This is a genomic window from Thalassospira permensis NBRC 106175, assembly GCF_000714555.1.
Taxonomy (GTDB): Bacteria; Pseudomonadota; Alphaproteobacteria; order Rhodospirillales; family Thalassospiraceae; genus Thalassospira; species Thalassospira xiamenensis.
This window is the reverse complement of record NZ_AUNC01000019.1, coordinates 16,454-36,494: the sequence shown is the minus strand read 5'-3', so window position 1 is coordinate 36,494 and position 20,041 is coordinate 16,454. Positions and strand designations below refer to the sequence as shown.

General features: G+C 54.1%; 19 protein-coding genes. 12 read left to right on the top strand and 7 right to left on the bottom strand.

The genetic code is table 11. From position 1 onward, the window contains the following. Positions 1–38 precede the first annotated feature (38 nt). The 7 genes from alr (at position 39) to SMB34_RS10965 (ending at position 7,227) form a co-directional block, all read left to right on the top strand. Positions 39–1,160: an alanine racemase gene (alr, locus tag SMB34_RS10995; protein WP_051682255.1), complete on the top strand. Its 1,122-nt coding sequence runs from the start codon at positions 39–41 to the stop codon at positions 1,158–1,160. Between the two features lie 59 nt (positions 1,161–1,219). Next, on the top strand, positions 1,220–1,993 hold the full coding sequence (locus tag SMB34_RS10990; protein ID WP_007090360.1) for an MlaE family ABC transporter permease: 774 nt from the start codon (positions 1,220–1,222) through the stop codon (positions 1,991–1,993). Between the two features lie 9 nt (positions 1,994–2,002). Beyond that, on the top strand, positions 2,003–2,779 hold the full coding sequence (locus tag SMB34_RS10985; protein WP_007090361.1) for an ABC transporter ATP-binding protein: 777 nt from the start codon (positions 2,003–2,005) through the stop codon (positions 2,777–2,779). Positions 2,780–2,832: 53 nt separating this feature from the next. Then, positions 2,833–4,245, top strand: coding sequence for a DNA repair protein RadA (radA, locus tag SMB34_RS10980; protein WP_037990082.1), 1,413 nt, complete (start codon positions 2,833–2,835; stop codon positions 4,243–4,245). A gap of 62 nt (positions 4,246–4,307) precedes the next feature. After that, a complete protein-coding gene (locus tag SMB34_RS10975) occupies positions 4,308–4,994 on the top strand; it encodes a CvpA family protein (protein ID WP_007090363.1) in 687 nt (228 codons plus the stop codon). 62 nt (positions 4,995–5,056) lie between these two features. Next, a complete protein-coding gene (gene purF, locus SMB34_RS10970; protein ID WP_007090364.1) occupies positions 5,057–6,517 on the top strand; it encodes an amidophosphoribosyltransferase in 1,461 nt (486 codons plus the stop codon). Next, positions 6,514–7,227 (top strand): SDR family NAD(P)-dependent oxidoreductase, encoded by a 714-nt coding sequence (locus SMB34_RS10965; RefSeq protein WP_007090365.1) that lies wholly within the window; start codon positions 6,514–6,516, stop codon positions 7,225–7,227. The genes purF and SMB34_RS10965 overlap by 4 nt, the downstream gene beginning before the upstream one ends. A gap of 74 nt (positions 7,228–7,301) precedes the next feature. Here SMB34_RS10965 and SMB34_RS10960 read toward each other — a convergent pair whose 3' ends face one another. Further along, a complete protein-coding gene (locus SMB34_RS10960; RefSeq protein WP_233421766.1) occupies positions 7,302–7,730 on the bottom strand; it encodes a c-type cytochrome in 429 nt (142 codons plus the stop codon). Between the two features lie 261 nt (positions 7,731–7,991). Continuing rightward, a complete protein-coding gene (locus SMB34_RS10955; RefSeq protein WP_037990080.1) occupies positions 7,992–8,897 on the bottom strand; it encodes a LysR family transcriptional regulator in 906 nt (301 codons plus the stop codon). 103 nt (positions 8,898–9,000) lie between these two features. On the opposite strand from SMB34_RS10955, the gene SMB34_RS10950 reads away from it, so the two are divergent. Further along, positions 9,001–10,038, top strand: a complete 1,038-nt coding sequence (locus SMB34_RS10950; protein ID WP_007090368.1) for an aldo/keto reductase — start codon at positions 9,001–9,003, stop codon at positions 10,036–10,038. A 129-nt stretch (positions 10,039–10,167) separates the two neighbouring features. Continuing rightward, complete coding sequence (locus tag SMB34_RS20675; protein WP_051682254.1) at positions 10,168–10,752, top strand: TlpA disulfide reductase family protein; 585 nt, start codon at positions 10,168–10,170, stop codon at positions 10,750–10,752. Positions 10,753–10,797: 45 nt separating this feature from the next. On the opposite strand, the gene der is transcribed toward SMB34_RS20675, so the two are convergent. The 3 genes from der to SMB34_RS10930 all read right to left on the bottom strand — a co-directional run bounded on the left by der (position 10,798) and on the right by SMB34_RS10930 (position 14,442). Next, positions 10,798–12,279: a ribosome biogenesis GTPase Der gene (gene der / locus SMB34_RS10940; RefSeq protein WP_007090370.1), complete on the bottom strand. Its 1,482-nt coding sequence runs from the start codon at positions 12,277–12,279 to the stop codon at positions 10,798–10,800. 121 nt (positions 12,280–12,400) lie between these two features. Next, positions 12,401–13,741, bottom strand: coding sequence for an outer membrane protein assembly factor BamB family protein (locus SMB34_RS10935; protein WP_065702023.1), 1,341 nt, complete (start codon positions 13,739–13,741; stop codon positions 12,401–12,403). A 50-nt stretch (positions 13,742–13,791) separates the two neighbouring features. Continuing rightward, positions 13,792–14,442: a tetratricopeptide repeat protein gene (locus SMB34_RS10930; protein ID WP_037990079.1), complete on the bottom strand. Its 651-nt coding sequence runs from the start codon at positions 14,440–14,442 to the stop codon at positions 13,792–13,794. A 572-nt stretch (positions 14,443–15,014) separates the two neighbouring features. Between SMB34_RS10930 and SMB34_RS10925 the strand changes: the two genes are divergently transcribed. The 3 genes from SMB34_RS10925 to SMB34_RS10915 all read left to right on the top strand — a co-directional run bounded on the left by SMB34_RS10925 (position 15,015) and on the right by SMB34_RS10915 (position 16,618). Further along, the gene (locus SMB34_RS10925) at positions 15,015–15,332 is read left to right on the top strand and encodes a hypothetical protein (protein ID WP_233421768.1); all 318 of its coding nucleotides are present in this window, start codon (positions 15,015–15,017) and stop codon (positions 15,330–15,332) included. 154 nt (positions 15,333–15,486) lie between these two features. After that, the gene (locus SMB34_RS10920; RefSeq protein WP_007090374.1) at positions 15,487–15,840 is read left to right on the top strand and encodes a DUF2794 domain-containing protein; all 354 of its coding nucleotides are present in this window, start codon (positions 15,487–15,489) and stop codon (positions 15,838–15,840) included. 16 nt (positions 15,841–15,856) lie between these two features. After that, complete coding sequence (locus tag SMB34_RS10915) at positions 15,857–16,618, top strand: tetratricopeptide repeat protein (RefSeq protein WP_037990077.1); 762 nt, start codon at positions 15,857–15,859, stop codon at positions 16,616–16,618. Between the two features lie 62 nt (positions 16,619–16,680). On the opposite strand, the gene SMB34_RS10910 is transcribed toward SMB34_RS10915, so the two are convergent. Then, a complete protein-coding gene (locus SMB34_RS10910) occupies positions 16,681–17,709 on the bottom strand; it encodes a ribonucleotide-diphosphate reductase subunit beta (RefSeq protein WP_007090376.1) in 1,029 nt (342 codons plus the stop codon). A 40-nt stretch (positions 17,710–17,749) separates the two neighbouring features. After that, the gene (locus SMB34_RS10905; RefSeq protein WP_051682256.1) at positions 17,750–19,624 is read right to left on the bottom strand and encodes a ribonucleoside-diphosphate reductase subunit alpha; all 1,875 of its coding nucleotides are present in this window, start codon (positions 19,622–19,624) and stop codon (positions 17,750–17,752) included. Positions 19,625–20,041 lie beyond the last annotated feature (417 nt).

The window sequence follows — 20,041 nt, the reverse complement described above, 5'->3', positions numbered from 1 at the left end:
GAGCCTGAAACCGAAACGGACTCCACGGGGTATTGCGAATGAGCGTTCTTCCCGCCGCCGGCCGTGCTGCTGAGTGTGCCGAACTTCAGATCAATCTGAAGGCGATTGCTGACAACTACCAGATCATCAAGAAACGCTACAAAGGGCGGACTTGTGGCGCGGTTGTCAAAGCAGATGCTTATGGCCTTGGCGCACAAACCATTGTGCCTGTTCTCAAAAAGCAGGGTTGCCGTCTTTTCTTTGTCGCACAGGCAAACGAAGCAGCCGACCTGTTCCCGCTTCTGCGTGGCGGCGGTCGCATTGCTGTTCTCAATGGCGTTCTGCCCGGTGACGAAGAATTCTTTATCGAAAATGACGTCATTCCGGTGCTTAATGACCTTGGTCAGATCGAACGCTGGTCAAATCTTTGCCGTGAACATGAACGCCCCGCACCGGCCTTCATTCATCTTGATACCGGGATGAACCGTTTGGGTCTTGCCCCGCGCGAGATCGGCGAACTGGTGGATCGTTATTCGTCTCTTTTATACGGCTTCGAAAAAGCGGGCTATATGACCCACCCGGTCGCCGCCGACGAGCTTGAAAATCCGGTCACGGCCGAACAGTACGAACTGTTCATGAAATGGTATCGCCGCCTGCCGCCTGCTCCGCGCGGTTTCTGCAATTCCTCGGCGATTTTCCGTAATAACGATTATCACCTCGAATTCTGCCGTCCGGGCTTTGCGCTTTGGGGTGGAAACCCGACCCCCGAAACCACCAACCCGATGCGCCCGGTGGTAAAGCTGACCGCAAAGGTACTTCAGGTGCGTCAGATCGTCGCTGGCGAGGCGGTTGGTTATGGCGGCACCTGGCGCGCGGAACGAGCCAGCCGCATTGCGACAGTTGCCGTTGGTTATGCCGATGGATGGCTGCGTTCGCTTTCGAATTCAGGAAAACTGCGCATCAAAGGGCATGAAGTCCCGTATGTCGGACGGGTTTCGATGGATGCAATCAGTATTGATATCACCGATCTTCCGGGCAAGCCGTTGCAGCCGGGCGATATGATTCCGTTGATTGATGACAAAATGACAGTTGACGACATCGCAAGTGCTGCGGGTACAATCGGTTATGAAATACTGACTTCTCTTGGACATCGCTATCGGCGGGTCTATACAGAAAGCTGACTTGAAGAAATCGGCCAACAGTCAATGACTGGCCTGCAACAGGGGAAATAATAATTCCAATGCCGATCTTTGCGCCGGTTGGCCGTATGTTCCTTGCCTTTTTGGCTCTCGTTGGTCGCGTAACGGTATTTGCCGGGCGCACCATTGGCCATATGGTAACGCCGCCATTCTATTTCCGACTGATTTTCAAACAGATGCGCGAGATTGGCTATTTCTCGTTGCCGGTCGTCGCCATGACGACCCTGTTTGCCGGGATGGTTCTGGCCCTGCAATCCTATTCAGGCTTTTCACGCTTTTCTGCCGAAAGTGCGGTTGCCACGGTTGTCGTCATTTCGATGACCCGCGAACTGGGCCCGGTTTTGGCCGGCCTGATGGTGGCCGGTCGTGTCGGGGCGGCGATAGCGGCTGAAATCGGTACCATGCGCGTCACCGAACAGATCGACGCATTGGTGACCCTGTCGACCAACCCGTTCAAATATCTGGTGGTCCCACGTGTCATTGCCGGGCTGCTGACCCTGCCCGTGCTGGTCCTGATCGGGGATATCATCGGGGTGCTGGGCGGATATCTTGTCGGAGTGAACAAGCTCGGCTTCAATGACGGTTCCTATATCCGCAATACGTTCCAGTATCTTGAACAGCTTGACGTGGTTTCGGGGCTGGTCAAGGCGGCGGTCTTCGGCTTCCTGATCACGCTGATGGGCTGCTATCACGGATATCATTCGCGTGGTGGCGCACAAGGCGTCGGGCAAGCCACAACCAATGCTGTGGTTTCAAGCTCTATCCTGATTCTGATATCGAACTACATCGTCACCGAACTTTTCTTCACACGCTAAGGTCGGGATATGAGCGACACAGCCAAAATCTCGCTTCGTGATGTACACAAGTCCTTTGGCCCCAAAAAGGTGCTCCAGGGGGTCAATCTTGATGTCGGCCCGGGAGAATCCGTTGCCATCATCGGCGGCTCTGGTACCGGTAAGTCCGTTACACTGAAATGCGTTCTGGGTTTGCTGACACCTGAACAAGGATCCATCAAGGTCAACGGTGTTGAAATGGTCGGGGCATCGCGGTCCGCCCGTGAAGACATGCTTGATCATACCGGCATGCTGTTTCAGGGGGCCGCGTTGTTTGACTCCCTGCCTGTTTGGGAAAATGTCGCCTTCGGTCTGATCGAAGGCCGCGGCATGAAACGCAAACAGGCCCGTGACATTGCCATAGCAAGACTTTCCGATGTCGGCCTTGGCCCCGAAGTCGCCAATATGTCCCCTGCATCTCTTTCGGGCGGCATGCAAAAACGTGTCGGTTTGGCACGCGCCATTGCCACCGAACCGGAAATCCTGTTTTTTGATGAACCGACCACTGGCATCGACCCGATCATGGGTGACGTGATCAATGATCTGATCGTCAAATGCACCCGCGAGCTTGGTGCCTGTGCGATGACCATCACCCATGACATGGCAAGCGCGCGCAAAATCGCTGATCGCGTTGCCATGCTGTATCAGGGCAAGATCATCTGGGATGGTCCGGTTTCTGAAATCGACAATGCCGATAACCCCTATTTGCAACAGTTCGTTTCGGGTGATATCGAAGGTCCTCTGGATCTTGATCTGAAGCATCTCTGATCACGATCAGCCCCTTCGCCTGTTTCGTTCCATCCTCATGCGCGGAGCCACCTGTGGCCAAAACCCAAAGTCGTTTCATCTGCCAGAATTGCGGTGCAGAATACCGGAAATGGACCGGACGTTGCGATGCCTGCGGCGAATGGAATTCGATCGAGGAAGAACGCATTGAAGCCAGCCCCAAGGCAACCGGTGGCATCGCGACCGGGTCGAAGGGCAAACAGCTTGATTTCGTCGCCCTTGAAGGTGAAAGTGCAAGCCCGCCCCGCATCATAACCGGCATTGCCGAACTTGATCGTGCGGTTGGTGGCGGCCTTGTTCCTGGCTCTGCCCTTTTGGTTGGCGGCGATCCTGGGATCGGTAAATCAACGATCCTGTTGCAGGCCGTTGGCGTCCTGTCGACCAGACATAAATGTGCCTATATCTCGGGCGAGGAAGCGGTTGATCAGGTGCGCATGCGTGCCGCCCGTCTTGGACTTGAAAAATCAAAGGTCGATTTTGCCGCCGCAACCAGCCTGCGCGATATCATCGCGACACTGGATCAAAGTTCACATGAAGTCGTGGTCATCGATTCCATTCAGACGATGTATGCCGATACGCTCGACAGTGCCCCGGGTACCGTATCGCAGGTCCGCGCCTGTGCACTTGAACTGATCCGCCTTGCCAAGCGCAAGGGTTTTGCCGTGATCCTTGTCGGTCACGTCACCAAGGAAGGCCAGATTGCCGGTCCCCGTGTTCTGGAACACATGGTCGACACGGTTCTATATTTCGAAGGCGAACGCGGCCATCAGTTCCGCATTCTGCGCGCGGTTAAAAACCGTTTTGGTGCGACCGATGAAATTGGCGTGTTTGAAATGGGCGATGCGGGCCTTGTCGAAGTCCCGAACCCGTCCGCCCTTTTCCTTGCCGACCGCGAAGCCCCGGTATCGGGCACCGCCGTGTTTGCCGGGCTTGAAGGCACCCGCCCGATGCTGGTGGAAATTCAGGCGCTGGTTGCGCAATCAGCACTCGCCACGCCACGTCGGGCGGTTGTCGGCTGGGATTCGGCCCGTATGAACATGATCCTTGCGGTTCTGGATGCGCGCTGTGGCTTGCCGCTTAGCCAATTTGACGTTTACCTGAACGTTGCCGGTGGTATGCGTGTGGGCGAACCCGCCGCCGACCTTGCCGTGGCGGCTGCCCTTATATCTGCCGTCGCAGATGCGCCGGTTCCTGCCGAAACCGTTATTGTCGGCGAAGTCGGCCTTTCGGGCGAAGTCCGCCCTGTCGGTCAAATCGAATCACGCCTTAAAGAAGCCGCCAAACTCGGCTTTGTAAATGCCTATAGCCCGCGAACCGGTGGCAACGGCAAGAAGAAGATCACGATCAAGGGCCTTAACCAGCGTGAAATCGGCCATCTTCAGGATTTGGTAAATCTCTTCGGCGACGATGTTCGTGACAAGGTGCGTCCGCGCGAAGGCATGTATTGATCGTTGCCCGGCTTTTTTGTGCGCGTACTGCGAACTGACTGACCAACAGGATTTACGAAATTATGGACTTTTCCAGCCTACCCGATCTTGGTGCACGGGACGTATTCGATCTGGTGATAGTAGGCATTGTCCTGATCTCGGGTCTGTTTGCATTTTTCCGCGGCTTTATCCATGAAACCCTGTCGATGATGGGCTGGGTCGGGGCTGGTCTTTGCGCATTGTATGGTTATCCGGTCGCGCGCCCCTATGTGCGTGATCTGATTCCTTCCGAACTGATTGCCGATCTGGCCACCGGGGTTGGCTTGTTTCTGATAAGCTTTCTGATCTTTTCCTTCATCAGCGGGCGTATTGGTCGTGCCGTTCAGAATTCCGGTCTTGATAGCCTCGATAGCACGCTTGGCTTTGTCTTCGGGCTTCTGCGTGGCGGGCTTATCGCCTGTATTGGTTTTCTGGCCCTGTCATGGCTTTTGCCGGCTACCTCGCAGCCAGACTGGGTTCGAGACGCCCGTACCCGCCCGGTTCTGGAAGAAGGTGCGTTTCTGCTGATGCGCGCAATGCCCAATGAAATCTTTGACACAACCGCCGAAGAAATTGCCCGTGCGCAACGTGATGCGGAAATCAACGACCAGACATACCGTCAACTTCTGGGTCCTGAGCCAAAAGGTGCTGGACCCAAGCCCCTAAACGGGTATACAAGGCCCTCGCGCGATGATTTGGATCGTCTGATTGAGGCGACCACCAACGAGTGAGGCGATAGGGTTTCGCATGGGTGCGGTATCCTGCGCCACCGGCGAGAGAGCGGAACCCACTCATGCTGACCACCAATCCATTTGACGACGACAAGCTGCGTGAAGAATGCGGTGTTTTCGGTGTTTTCGGATCGCCCGATGCGGCGGCCCTGACGGCCCTTGGCCTGCATGCGCTTCAGCATCGCGGACAGGAAGCCGCCGGCATCGTTTCCTATGACGGCGAAGATTTCCCTGCGCACCGGGCATCCGGTCAGGTCGGCGATATCTTCGGTTCTGAAGACGTAATAAAAAGCCTGCAAGGCCACCGTGCCATCGGCCATGTGCGCTATTCCACGGCCGGGGGCAAAGGCCTTCGCAACGTGCAGCCACTCTTTGCAGATTTCGAATTCGGCGGTCTGGCGATTGCCCATAACGGAAACCTGACCAACGCACTTGCCGTGCGGGAGCGTCTTGTAAAACGTGGTTCGATCTTCCAGTCGACCTCGGATACCGAAACATTCATTCATCTGATCGCAACCAGCCTGTATGAAAAAATCGTGGATCGCCTGATTGATGCCATTCGTCAGGTCGAAGGCGCATACAGCCTTGTGGTCATGACCCAGAAAAAGCTGATCGGTGTACGTGATCCCTTGGGTGTACGTCCGCTGGTTCTGGGCAAGCTGAATGACAGCTATATTCTGTCATCGGAAACGGTTGGCCTTGATATCGTTGGCGCGGAATTCATTCGCGACGTCGAACCGGGCGAAATCGTTGAAATCACGGATGACGGCCTCAAATCGATCAAGCCGTTCAAACCGGTCAAATCGCGTTTCTGCATTTTCGAACATGTCTATTTCGCCCGCCCCGACAGCATCGTCGAAGGCACAAGCGTTTATGACGTGCGCAAAAATATCGGTCGCGAACTGGCACTGGAATCCGGTGTTGATGCCGATGTGGTCGTACCGATCCCCGATTCAGGTGTCCCGTCCGCGCTTGGCTATGCCGAGGCAAGTGGCGTCCCGTTCGAACTGGGCATCATCCGCAACCACTATGTCGGTCGTACCTTCATCGAGCCGACCGATCAGATCCGCCACCTTGGCGTGAAGCTGAAACACAACGCCAACCCCGGCAAGCTTAAGGGCAAACGCGTTATTCTGGTCGACGATTCCATTGTTCGCGGTACCACCTCGACCAAGATTGTCGATCTGGTCCGTCAGGCTGGTGCTGCCGAAGTGCATATGCGCATCGCAAGCCCGCCGACCACCAATCCGTGCTTCTATGGAGTTGATACACCGTCGAAGGAAAAACTGATGGCGGCCAATCACGACATCGAAAGCATGGCAAAGATCATTGGTGTCGACAGCCTTGCCTTTGTCACCATTGACGGCCTTTATCGCGCAGCCGGTCTCACGGGACGCGACAATGACAGTCCGGCCTTCTGCGATGCCTGCTTCACCGGTGATTATCCGATCCGTCTGGTCGATCATCAGGCCGAAAACAAGGACCGCAAACTTAGCCAGCTTGTCGAAAGGCAGTCCGCATGAGTGATGCTAAGCGCCTTGAAGGCCGCGTTGCCCTGATCACAGGGGCCTCGCACGGGATCGGTCGCGCGGTCGCAAAACGTTTTGCTGCCGAAGGTGCCACTGTTATTGCGCTGGGTCGTAATGTCGGTGCGCTCGAAGAACTTGATGATGAAATCCGGGCTGATGGCGGCAAACTTGTTTTGCTGCCCATGGATTTGACCATGTATGAAAAGATCGATGCCATGGGAGCATCGATCTATGAACGCTTTGGCAAGCTTGATATCGTCGTTGGCAATGCCGGTCTTCTGGGGGAACTTGCCCCGGTCGGCCATATCGATACACAGGTTTTTGAAAACACTTATGCGACGAATGTCACGGCGAATTTTCGCCTGATCCGCAGTGTCGATAAACTTCTGCGTCTTTCCGATGCCGGTAGAGCGATCTTTGTGACCTCGAATGCCTCGTTCAAGGGACGTGCTTTCTGGGGCCTTTATGCGTCGACCAAGGCCGCGCTGGAAAGTCTGGTGCTGTCCTATGCCCAGGAAGTCGAAGAAACGCCCCTGCGTGTTAATCTGGTCAATCCGGGCCGCATCCGCACAAAGATGCGCGCAGAGGCCTATCCGGGTGAAGACCCGGAAACCCTTCCGACAGCTGAAAGCATCACCGATGTGTTTGTCGATCTGGCCGCAACCGATTGCACAAAACATGCCGAGGCCGTCAACGCATACTAAGCCAAAGTGACCTGAAATGACGAAGGCCGGGCATATGTCCGGCCTTTTTGGTATTTGCGTAATCCGGGGACTTACTATTCAAATGTGACCGACGGACCATTATCGATGATCTCACGAATACGGTCGCTCAGATCATCCTCGGTGAAGCTTTCCTGTGCCTCTCTGTCATGCGCGAAAGCATAGATATCGGCCAGATCCTGACCGTTGAAATCAATCTGATAGCCAAGATCAGCGCGCTGCAAATGCAGCATCTCATCCGCGCCATGCCACATCCGCGCAAAAAAATCGAACGGGTTTAATGACTGATCGATATTGCTGGCATCAAACCCCGGTCCGATATCTCCGCCGACATTATTCACGGCGTGGCAAACAACACAACCACGCTCGGCAAACAGCTTTTTACCTCGCAGGGCATCCATTTCCGGATAAACAATATTAGCAGCGCCGGCGTTGGTGTCATTCTGCGCCCAAACCACACCGAAACCCGAAAATCCTACCGCCAATGCGATTCCAACGGCAAAGGATAGCCCCAAAGGGCGAGTAAAAGAAAAATGCTGGTGCATATAAAGTCCTTAGGTTGCTTGCTTGGCTCCAAACGGTGCAGCGTTGCGACTGTAAAGAAGCCTATGCCACGAGACAAGCGTATCAACGAAACTGCAAACCGTTTTGCACGACCCCATGTGCGAAAAGGAGCACCGACATCTCATCGGCCTTGTCCTGCAACGCGCCCCACTTGTTCACCGCAATAATCAACGCGTGTTTTTTCAATTCAGACGGATGTTTTCGGCGCAGAAATCCAAAAATGCTCGAACACGGGCGGGTAAATGCCCTCGCCCGCCAATATAAACGGCGTTAATATCGACACCGCCGCCGGGATAAAATTCATCCAGTAAAACCTCAAGCCTGCCATCCGCGACTTCCGCATTGATGTGGAACCTTGCGAGCCGCACGATACCGCCCCCTGCAAGGGCCAACTGACGCGCACTTTCGGCATCCGCAACGTCAAACACACCACCCGGGGTTACCGAAACGTCCTGCCCGTTTACCCGAAACGGCCAGTCAGGAAGAACACGCTGAAAATTGTATCCGATCAATGTATGGCTTTGCAGCGCATCCACGGTCGTTGGTCGTCCGTGTTTTTCAAGATATGACGGGGAGGCGGCAATTGCCATCCGGCATTGCCCAAGCTTGCGCGCAATCAGTCCGGATGACTGTAACGGACCACTTCGGATCGCCACATCGGCACGTTCCTCATACAGGTCCATCACCTTGTCGCTGACTGTCACGTCCAGCGTGATATCGGGATACCGTTCCCGAAACAGCGGCACCAACGGTAAAAGACGATGCAACCCGACAGGCACGTTGGCCGTTACGCACAACCGCCCGCGCGGTGCCATTGCGGTTGCGACTTCCTGTTCTGCCTCATTAATATCCGCAATGATATCAAGTGCGCGTTCATAAAACCGCTGCCCTTCGGATGTCAGATGCAGCTTGCGGGTCGACCGGTTAAACAATCGCGTACCCAGCCGGTCTTCCAAACGACCGACAAGCTTGCTGACGGCGGATGGTGTCATGTTGAAATCACGTGCCGCAGCAGAAAACCCGCCGCGTTCAACAACACGCACGAAGACTTCCATCTCGCCGGATCGGTTGGTTTCAAGTCGCGCCACAGTGAATTCAACTCACAAATCTTCTTCTTAAGATACTACTAGTTGAAAATAAATCCTTTGTCCATATTCCCCCCATGAACCATTTCCAGTGACGGAGAAAACAATGGAATACAGACAATTGGGGAATTCCGGTTTGCGTGTCCCGGCACTCAGCTTTGGTGCAGGTACCTTTGGCGGCCAGGGCCCCCTGTTCGGTGCATGGGGTACAATTGACGCCCGCGAAGCCAGCCGCATGATCGATATCAGCCTGGAAGCAGGCTTGAACATGTTCGACAGTGCCGACGTCTATTCCGACGGTGCGTCCGAACAGGTTCTGGGTGAAGCCATCAAAGGACGCCGCGACAAAATCATACTGTCGACCAAACTGGCCTTGCCGGTTGGCGATGGCCCGAATGACTTTGGCACCTCGCGCCACCGCCTGATCATGGCAACCGATGCCGCCCTGAAACGATTGGGGACCGATTACATTGATCTGCTGCAACTTCACGCCTTTGACGCCTTTACCCCGGTCGAGGAAGTCCTGTCAACGCTGGATGACCTCTTACGCGCCGGGAAGCTGCGTTATATCGGCGTTTCAAATTTTGCCGGGTGGCAGATCATGAAATCACTCGCCGTATCTGATCACCTTGGTTACAGCCGCTATGTCGCCCATCAGGTTTACTATTCACTGGTCGGGCGCGATTACGAATGGGACCTGATGCCGCTGGCGCAGGATCAGGGACTTGGCGCACTGGTCTGGAGCCCCTTGGGCTGGGGCCGGTTGACCGGTAAAATCCGCCGCGGCACGCCGATCCCTGATGGCAGCCGCCTGCATGAAACCGCACAATTCGGCCCGCCGGTTGATGAAGACCATCTCTATGACATTGTCGATGTGCTTGAGGAACTAAGTGCCGAAACCGGCAAAACCGTCCCACAGATTGCCATCAACTGGCTGCTGCACCGCCCTACGGTGGCATCTGTGATTATCGGGGCACGCAATGAACAGCAATTGCGCGACAATCTGGGTGCGGTTGGCTGGTCCCTTTCCAGCGAACAAATCGCCCGCCTTGATGCCGTCAGCAAAAGGCAACCACCCTACCCGCATTACCCTTATTACATCCAGGAAGACTTCGCCCGACTAAACCCGCCATTATTTGCATAAGGATTACAAATACCTGCAACAGGGCCGATCACCCGGTATTGATCACAACGGATTGATCGGCTCTGTCTTGTCTTTGCCAACATCAACGGTTAGTCGGAACATCCGGTTTGATCATGCCACGGATACCCGATGCGATTTTTGCGCTGCCTCATCGTTTCTGTAATATTTACTATCACGGCACCTGCCATCGGGGGGGCTGAAACGTCACCCCTGTCGCTGATTGGCGAAAGCAGCCAGTTTGTCGAACTTGATCCAAAACGGATTGCGCGCAACACCCGCTTTTATGACCGGCGAAATCACCCGACCGATATCGGCGCCTATCGCGGCAAGGTGGTTCTGGTAAATTTCTGGGCCAGCTGGTGCCTGCCCTGTATGGCTGAAATGCCGTCGCTTGATCAGTTGGCCTATGACCATTCCAATGATGACCTTGTCATCATTCCGGTCTCGATAGACGAAGACGGGTTGTTGGCTGCCATTCCCTTTTACCGCCGTTTGGGCCTTGAAAATCTTGTTCTTTTCGTCGATCCGAACGGCGAAACCGCTTATAGCAACCGTGACAATCCAAAGAATGCCGAGTTTGCCCTTTATGGTCTGCCGATCACATATGCCCTTGATCGTGATGGCCGTATTCTTGGCTATGTAACCGGGTTGGTCGACTGGCAGTCAGACAATGCTGCCGATTTCATTGACCGTCTTTTAGAGCCTGCCAAATAAAAACGGAGGCATTCCTGCCCCCGTTGATGCTTCTGCACTCAGGCCCTATCGTTTTTTCTTCTTGTTGCCATAGGGGTTGTCACTGCTACGCAGATAAATGCGGATCGGAACACCCGGCATGTCGAAATCCTCGCGCAGACCATTAATCAGGTAGCGCGTATAGCTTTCGGGCAGCTCGGCGGCCTTGGAGCAGTTGATAAAGAAGCTTGGTGGACGCGATTTCGCCTGGGTCATATACCGCAGACGGATACGACGGCCGGAAATAACCGGCGGCAGATGGCGTTCGGTAATGGCTTCAAGCCAGCGGTTCAGCTGCGAGGTCGGAATACGGCGGCTCCAGATATCATAGATATCAAGGACTGTCGGCATCAAAGTATCTGTCCCGCGACCGGTAAGGGCCGAGAATGTCAGGATCGGAATACCCTTGGCCTGTGCAAAGGACGTATCAAGCTTGTCGCGCAACGCCGACATCACACCGGATTTGTCTTTGACCGCGTCCCACTTGTTCACCGCAATGATAAGCGCACGACCTTCTTCCAGGACCATACGCGCAATCGTCAGGTCCTGCTTATCAAGCGTATTGGTCGCATCGAGCATAATGACAACCACCTGCGCATAGCGGATCACGCGCAAGGTATCGGTCACAGACAGCTTTTCAACCCGATCATCAATCTTCTTCTTGCGGCGCATTCCGGCGGTATCGACCAGACGGATCGGACGGCCTTCATAGGACCAGTCAACGGCAATCGAGTCACGGGTCAAACCAGCCTGCGGACCGGTCATTACCCGGTTTTCACCCAAAAGCTGGTTCAGAAGGGTTGATTTACCCACATTTGGACGGCCGACAATCGCAAGCTGGATTTTCGAATTGTCCTTGCGAACAACTTCTTCCTCGCCTTCATCGTCTTCGTCATATTCGATTTCAAAGGACGGGAAAGAACCATCGTCCTCGTCCATCTCGTCATCTTCGAAATCGTCATCGATGGCAGCAATATCACCTTCCTTGCGCGCCTTGCGCTGCTTGTCGCGATATTCTTCCCAATGGGGGCGCATGATATCTATCAGCAATTCCATGCCAAGGCCATGCTCGGCTGAAATCGGCGCAACATCGCCAAGACCAAGGCCATAAGCCTCGTACAGACCTGCATCCTGATCCCTGCCCTCGTGCTTGTTGGCAATCACATAAACCGGCTTCTTGCGTTTGCGCAGCCAGTCAGCAAAGTGATTGTCAAGCGGGGTCAGGCCCGCACGCGCATCGATCAGGAAAAACGCAATATCACATTCTTCAAAGGCCATTTCGCTTTGCTGGCGCATTTTACCTTCGATTGAATCGTCAAATGCCTCTTCCAGACCGGCGGTATCGATAATATCGAAACCCATATGTCCAAGACGCGCCCTGCCATAGCGGCGATCACGCGTGACGCCCGGCTGGTCATCAACCAGCGCCAGCTTCTTGCCGACCAGACGGTTAAACAAGGTCGACTTCCCGACATTGGGGCGACCGATAATGGCTACTTTCAGCGACATCTGACTTTCAGACTCATTGTTATAAAACGGCGATGTGCGCCGAGGGGCAGTTTACCCCGTTCCGGCGCACGCGCATATCAGGCAAAAGATCGGATCTTTCGCAAAAACTGTGTTCTACCTGTTAGCGATACGCGATTAGATCGGCATCCGCAGTCAGGAAGTAAAGACTGTCACCCGCAACAGACGGCGGCAAGGTGATCGGGCCGGAAACTTCATCCTTGCCAATGATCTCGCCACTATACGGGGAAACAGTCATGATTTCGCCCTGCTCGTTTCCGACGATCAACCGGTCACCAACCAGGACCGGACCGGTCCATACCATCGGGCCTTCCTGATCTTCGGGATCGACAAAACGCGGCAAAGCAGTCACCCATTTAACCTGTCCGGTGTCTCGACGCAAGGCTATCAGGTCATTTGTGTTGGTAAGGATGAAAACATAATCGCCCGCAACCCACGGCGACTGGATGCCTCCGGCTTCCAGTTCCCAGACGCGGTACCCGGTGCGAAGGTCAATCGCAACAGTCAAACCGGCATTACTGGTGGCGATCACCAGATTATTGTCAATCACCGGAAGACCTCGAATATCGGCAATCGCCGAAACCGCATCGGTGCGCCCCGCCGATGCCAGCGCATCGGACCAGATCACCTGACCGTTTTCAACACGAAGCGCGTACATTTCACCGGTCGTGTAAGCCGAAATAACAACCCCTTGGTCAACCGCCGGGCTTGCACCACCGATAAAGGAAGCACCTTCAGATGCGCCGCGATGGCTCCAAAGTGTCTCGCCGGTCATAGCGTTCAGTGCGACAGTCTGGTTATCAACCGTCACAACGAACACGCGCCCGCCACGAACCGTCGGCGCGCCGCGCATCGGGGCGGTTACCTGTGAGCGCCACATCACGGTTGCACTGGGAGCATCAATCGCGATTACCTCGGCAAAGCCGGTCGTCGCGTACAAAATACCGTTTTCATAGGCAAGACCGCCCCCCAGAAGCGTGCTGTCTTCGTCCTCGTCCTTCGCCAGTTCAAGCGACCAGATACGCTTGCCCGATTTGGCACTGAACGCACGAACGACGGCGTCGGCATCAATTGTAAACACCACACCCCGCGCTACAATCGCCTGATTGAGCAGAAGATTGTCATCCATCGATCCTTCGCCGATACCAACAGACCAATCCTGACGCAGCACATCGTTGTCCAGACCGACATGATGCAGGGCATGACTTGGCAGACCACCGTTCTGCGGCCAGTCTTCCATCGGCTCCGGTTCCGGCAGGATCACGCGTTGATCGCTCAATTCGGCATCCGGCTGAACCGTGCTTTCAAGCGAAAGAACCGCAAGGCGTTCACCCGGAAGCGGCGGATCTTCGGATTCTCCAAGCCAGCTTGAGCATGCAGAAACGGCAACCGACATGCCCATGACGCACAAAAGGGATTTAATGTTGCGTGGTCTCAAAACCATATCCTCTGATCCAGTCCCTGTGAACAGGTTGCCTGTGCCATTCCCGCCAATCAGGCGCCAACGGCTTTCAGAATTTCACTTGCGCGGGCGCGCATACCTGACGGTGCTTCGCTGTCATCGGCAATCTCGGTCAGCAGCGGCTTTGCTGCCTCTACCTCGCCTGCTGCGATATGAAGCATCGCGATCATTTCACGTGCCGAGTAGTACCAGGGATTTTCAGGCACAGCGATCGGTTCCAAACGCGAAATCAAATCCTTGGCATTTGATGCGTCGGCGTTGTTCATCGCAATCTGAACCACGGCAAGATCGCGATAGATCTTTTCGACGTCGCTGTTACCCGCAATTGCCTCAAGCTCGGCGACGGCGGAATCTTTCGCCCCGGCGCGAAGATAAATTGCCGCCTTCTGGAAATGACCAAGGGCGACAAAACCGGCATCGCCATCGGCAATGATCGCATCAAGCGCACCCAGTGCCGCATCCTGCTTTTCTTCACCAGCCTGTGCCAGTTCAATGGCATTTGCCATGCGCGTGCCGTTTTCGATGCGCGAATTTTCCTCGTAGCTTTTCCAGCCTTCACGTCCGGCAACACCCAGCACGATCACGGCCGCCACACCCACGATGTATTTGCCGTATTTGCGCCACAGCGCTTCATTGCGCTCGCGCTTGAGGTCTTCTTCGACTTCCTGGAAAATATCAACCACGAAAACCGCTCCAATCCGATCAAAAGAAAGCGGGCAACCTGCCCGCTTGTCAGAATTAATTCCGGCAAGGATTTAACGCGCCAGTACGCAAGGGGTCAAGTCCGCTGCACATCAGGAGCCGCCAATATCGCAATTAAATCCCGCAATGCTGTATTTCACGCGCAAAACTGCCCCCCCATCACGTTGTTTTTGATCCAGTGAACAACCATCAAAGGAAAGAATTGCCGCCTGCGATGCAGGACCAGACCTTAACCCGAACGAAAATCTGCCGCTAAAATCATAATCTGCCGTCCGGTTAATTGCCAAACCCGGCTGAAATGTGGCCAATCCGTCCCAACATCAAAAACAGTATCTGCTTCACCCAAAACGGCACATGGATTGCATTTGTAAATTCGGGAAACGGAATTTTAATCGCTACCGGGCAAATACTGACCGGTCGATGCACGGAGATCAGGATGAAAAGCTTGCACAAGGCCCAAAGCCGACAAGAGGCGAAACGAATAATCCGTCAGCGCGTTCTGGCTGGATTATTCGCAACGCTGCTTGCTGCAAGCGTTTCAGGATGCGGGGGCATGGATAGTGCAGTAGAAGACATTACTGGAACCTCGGCGTTAACAGCTTCGCAATGGTATGTGGCGCTTGATGTCGTCAGCATCATCAACACTGACAAAACCCTGATTGACCACGTCGTTTCCCTTTCAACGGGCCGGGACTGTTCTACAATCCGAAAGATTGATGGTAAATCATACTGCAAAAAGGATCCGGTTCCGGAAACGCCACTTTATTGCTATCGCACATTGGCGGCGGTTAGTTGCTATCGTACACCCGATCCTTATAATACTGGCGCACAAACCGTTGACTGGCCGCCAACACGATCACGCAGCCTGTAATCACCTCAACCAACTGAAATCTCACATATATTTGTAAAAATTTTTATATCCCGGCCCTTTCAAACTTGAGGCTGCGGATAAACCGCGCTACCGTGTCATCAGAGCGTCATAAACGCTCTACCCCGGCCTTTTGAAATTACGTCCGGAGAAAGACATGGGTACATTGTTCAATCTGGCTCAATACCGCAAAGCCAAAAGCTTTGTGCATTTCGACCGGACTGAATTGATGCAGCTCATGAATACTTATTCCAGACAAGTCGCAAGTGGTGCATGGCGCGACTATGCCATTGATCACCTTGATGGCATGGCCATGTTCTCCATCTTCCGCTCCTCACACGAAACAGCCATCTTCACCGTCATCAAACTTGGTGCGGATCACAAGAATGCCGGGCATTTCGTAGCACTTCACAGCGGTGAAAAAATAAAACAAAGCTCGGAAATCCAGAACGTTCTTGATGCCGTTGAAAAACGTGCACGCAAAGTCGTCCCGCTGTTCAAATCCCGTTAAAGATCGGTTTCGCCTTTTGCCCCTTTCCATACTTGCTTTCTTCTCGCCCAATCGCGGCAATCGCACCATCCTGTGTGGTTTTCTTGTTCTGGCGGCATATACGTTTCATGCTCCACCGGCACAGGCCGACTACACCAGTGGTTACAAGGCCTATCAGGCGGGGAATTATGAAATGGCCCGCGCACAGTGGCGCGTTGCCGCACAGGAAGACGATCCACGTGCGCAATATGCGCTTGGCCTGCTTTACTATCGCGGTCTTGCCGGACCACAGGACTACCGACAGGCGGCAGATTGGTTTGCCCTTGCAGCACGCTCTAATCATGCAAATGCAATCTATTACCTTGGGCTGATGTATTTCAATGGCTGGGGGCTGCGCTATGACCAGTTCCGCGCCACAGAATTCTTTAAACGCGCTCTTCATGCCAACGGGAACAATACCGATGCCGCCTTTCTGATTGGCGAACAGTATTTTCACGGGCGTGGAGCGGAACAAAACTATGTTGAAGCCGCCCATTATTACAGGATCGCCGCCGAAAAAGGCATGCATGCCGCCCAATTCATGCTCGGCGCGATGCTGGAACGCGGCTGGGGTATAGAACAGGATTATGCTGATGCCTATTACTGGCTGCGCCGTTCAGCCCTTGGCCCACGCCCCCTGCCTCCCGGTGTCGAACTTGAAATGGATCCGGCAACGGCAATTACCAATCTTGAACCAAAGCTGCGCCTTGAAGAAATCAGACGTGTTGACAAACGGCTACAGGAATTGGCTATTCCCTGAACCAGAACACAAAAGGCCACCCGAAGGCGGCCTTTTGCATGATATTCGTTCCTCAAACGGGATCAGGAAAATGCTTCGTCCCAAGTACCGCGCGTTGCGGCTTTTGAATATTCCGTCGCGCGGTTTTCAAAGAAGTTGGTGTGCTCGACCGCATTCAGCATCGCATCCATCCATGGCAACGGGTTCTGTTCAATCCCGTATTGCTCCTCAAGACCAAGCTGGCTAAGGCGGCGATCAGCGATATAGCGGATGTATTTCTTTATATCTTCCGCTGTCAGGCCCTGCACCGCACCGGCTTCGAAGGACAGATCGATAAACGCATCTTCGTGACTGACGATGGTTTTGCAGGCCTCGATCAGGTCGCTGCGCATTTCGTCATCCCAGATTTCCGGGTTCTCTTTGCAGAATGTCCTAAACAGGCGGATGATGCTTTCGCAATGCAGGCTTTCATCGCGCACAGACCATGTGACGATCTGCCCCATGCCCTTCATCTTGTTAAAGCGAGGGAAATTCATCAGCATCGCAAATGAGGCAAACAGCTGCAAACCTTCGGTAAAGGCACCAAACACCGCAAGCGTCTTGGCGATGTTCCGCTTGCCCTGTGTGGTTAAACGCAGGTCGCCATGCTCGTCGGTATACTCGTCTTCCGGACCAATGCCCCAGATTTGCATATAGTCGTATTTGTCCTTCATTTCCTTGTACTGGAAGAAGGCCTCATACTCGGCTTCGGGCATGCCAATGGTATCAAGAAGGTGCGAATAGGCGGCTACATGGATGGTTTCCATGTTGGAAAATGCCGCCAGCATCATCTGGACTTCGGTTGGTTTGAATACGCGCGTATAATGGCGCATATAGCAGTTATTGACCTCGATATCCGACTGAGTGAAAAAGCGGAAAATCTGCGTGAGCAGGTTGCGCTCGGCATCGGAAATCGTGTGGTTCCAATCCTTGACGTCATCGGCCAGCGGCACTTCTTCCGGCAGCCAGTGAATTTGCTGCTGGGTCAACCACGCCTCATAGGCCCAAGGATAACGGAACGGCTTGTAGACCGGGTTTTCCGTCAGAAGATCAATTACTTTATCGTCAGACATATCGTCACTTCTCGCAAAATTTCTGTGTACTCAAGCCGCCTTACTGGCAGGCGAGACATTCATCATAGTCAGGTTCGCTGGCTGCCTGTGCGGCGGCGGCCGCAACCAGTGCCGGGATTTCAAACGAGCTTTCCGGACTTGGCATATCGTGATCATTCGACTTCGCACGCCCCGGAATGTTCGCAACCACCTCGGCCCGCTGGATCGATTTCGACCGGCAGTAATAAAGGCTTTTGACCCCCTTTTTCCATGCCTGGAAATGGATCTGATGCAGGTCACGTTTATGAACATTCGACGCCAGGAAGATGTTCAGTGACTGTGCCTGATCAATCATCGGCGTGCGATCACCGGCAAGTTCGATCAGCCAGCGCTGATCCAGCTCGAACGCAGTCTTGAAAATGTCCTTTTCCAGATCAGACAGGAAATCAAGATGCTGAACCGATCCTTCATGCACCGTGATGGATGTCCAGACATCCTCAGTATTCCGGCCTTTTTCTTCCAGAACCTCGGCAAGATACTTGTTACGCACGTTAAACGAGCCCGAAAGCGTCTTGTGGGTGTAGGAGTTCGCCGCCATCGGCTCGATTCCCGGCGAAGCACCGCCGCAAATGATCGAAATCGATGCGGTCGGCGCAATCGCGGTTTTGTTCGAGAAACGGGTTTTGATGCCGTATTCGGCCGCATCCGGGCACGAACCGCGTTCTTCCGCCAACTTCTCGGACGCAGCATCGGCATGCTTTTTCAAGTGATCAAAAATCTGCTTGTTCCAGACTTTGCTCATCACCCCTTCAAGCGGCACTTTCTGCGCCTGAAGGAAGGAATGGAAGCCCATCACTCCAAGACCAACCGAACGTTCACGCATCGCGGAATATTTCGCACGCGCCATGGTATCGGGCGCATGATCGATAAAGTCCTGAAGCACGTTATCAAGGAAACGCAGAATATCTTCGATGAACTGCGTGTCATCCTTCCAGGTCAGATAATGTTCAAGGTTCAGCGACGACAGGCAGCAAACAGCAGTACGATCCCCGCCCAGATGATCCTTGCCGGTCGGCAACGTGATTTCCGAACACAGGTTCGACGTCTTGACACTAAGCCCGGCCAGCTTGTGGTGTTCCGGCACCGCACGGTTCACGGTGTCGATGAACAGCATATAGGGCTCGCCTGTTTCAACGCGCGATGTCAGCAAACGTATCCACAATGAACGCGCGCTGATTTTGCGGACAACATGCCCGTCTTTTGGGGATGTCAGCGCCCATTCTTCATCATTTTCGACCGCACGCATGAAGGCATCCGAAATCGCAACGCCCTGATGCAGGTTCGGCGTCTTGCGGTTCGGGTCACCACCGGTCGGGCGGCGCATCTCGGAAAACTCTTCGATCTCTGGATGGCTGACTGGCATATAAACCGCGGCCGATCCGCGGCGCAACGATCCCTGACTGATCGCCAGTGTCAAGCTGTCCATCACACGGATAAACGGCACCACGCCCGATGTTTTACCGTTCTTGCCGACCTTCTCGCCAATCGAACGCAGATTGCCCCAATACGAACCGATTCCGCCGCCACGTGCCGCAAGCCAGACATTCTCTGTCCAGATATCCACAATACCGCCAAGATTATCGTCTGCCTCGTTCAGGAAGCAGGAAATCGGCAAGCCTCGCGTGGTCCCGCCATTCGACAGGATCGGAGTGGCGGGCATGAACCAGAGCTTGGAAATATAATCATAAAGACGCTGCGCATGCGCTTCGTTGTCACCATAGTAGCTGGCAACGCGCGCAAACAGATCCTGATAGCTTTCGCCCGGCATCAGATAACGGTCATTCAAAACCGCCTTGCCAAAGTCAGTCAGCAATGCATCGCGCGAACGATCAACAATAACGCGCGCACCTTTTTCGTGCTGCACCACATCCAGCATCTTCATGCTTGTAGTCCCCTTACCTGAACGGTCGCACGTTGGCGGCGATCCGCTTCCTGTTTGTTATCTTCATCAAACGGCGTTTGCCTGATCCGGCCCCGGTTGACGGCCTGCCAGATCATGAAAAATAGCCGTTTCCAATGCCCGTTTGAAAATGGTTATGCCTGCTCAAAGCCGGATTGAAAACACAATATGTAGTGGGAATGAATAAAAAATCGTCAATTGATTGTATCAGTTCCGTTACAATCCCGGATATCCAATGATTCGCGGCAAAGGCATTTTTTACTCCCCCTGCGGTCAAGCAAAAGATCAGCAAAATTTTTGCGAACAGCTTGATCCCAAAGGTTGAGTTTGGGGTGATCAGCATCCTACAAATTCGCAAAACGCCAGTTGCGATTCCCGATTTGAATTGTCCCA

Coding starts and splice junctions, on each gene's coding strand:
- SMB34_RS10990 (WP_007090360.1), top strand. CDS start 1,220: ATGCCGATCTTTGCGCCGGTTGGCCGTATGTTCCTTGCCTTTTTGGCT.
- SMB34_RS10965 (WP_007090365.1), top strand. CDS start 6,514: ATGAGTGATGCTAAGCGCCTTGAAGGCCGCGTTGCCCTGATCACAGGG.
- SMB34_RS10985 (WP_007090361.1), top strand. CDS start 2,003: ATGAGCGACACAGCCAAAATCTCGCTTCGTGATGTACACAAGTCCTTT.
- SMB34_RS10935 (WP_065702023.1), bottom strand. CDS start 13,741: ATGGTTTTGAGACCACGCAACATTAAATCCCTTTTGTGCGTCATGGGC.
- purF (WP_007090364.1), top strand. CDS start 5,057: ATGCTGACCACCAATCCATTTGACGACGACAAGCTGCGTGAAGAATGC.
- alr (WP_051682255.1), top strand. CDS start 39: ATGAGCGTTCTTCCCGCCGCCGGCCGTGCTGCTGAGTGTGCCGAACTT.
- SMB34_RS10925 (WP_233421768.1), top strand. CDS start 15,015: ATGGATAGTGCAGTAGAAGACATTACTGGAACCTCGGCGTTAACAGCT.
- der (WP_007090370.1), bottom strand. CDS start 12,279: ATGTCGCTGAAAGTAGCCATTATCGGTCGCCCCAATGTCGGGAAGTCG.
- SMB34_RS20675 (WP_051682254.1), top strand. CDS start 10,168: ATGCGATTTTTGCGCTGCCTCATCGTTTCTGTAATATTTACTATCACG.
- SMB34_RS10975 (WP_007090363.1), top strand. CDS start 4,308: ATGGACTTTTCCAGCCTACCCGATCTTGGTGCACGGGACGTATTCGAT.
- SMB34_RS10910 (WP_007090376.1), bottom strand. CDS start 17,709: ATGTCTGACGATAAAGTAATTGATCTTCTGACGGAAAACCCGGTCTAC.
- SMB34_RS10920 (WP_007090374.1), top strand. CDS start 15,487: ATGGGTACATTGTTCAATCTGGCTCAATACCGCAAAGCCAAAAGCTTT.
- SMB34_RS10905 (WP_051682256.1), bottom strand. CDS start 19,624: ATGCTGGATGTGGTGCAGCACGAAAAAGGTGCGCGCGTTATTGTTGAT.
- SMB34_RS10950 (WP_007090368.1), top strand. CDS start 9,001: ATGGAATACAGACAATTGGGGAATTCCGGTTTGCGTGTCCCGGCACTC.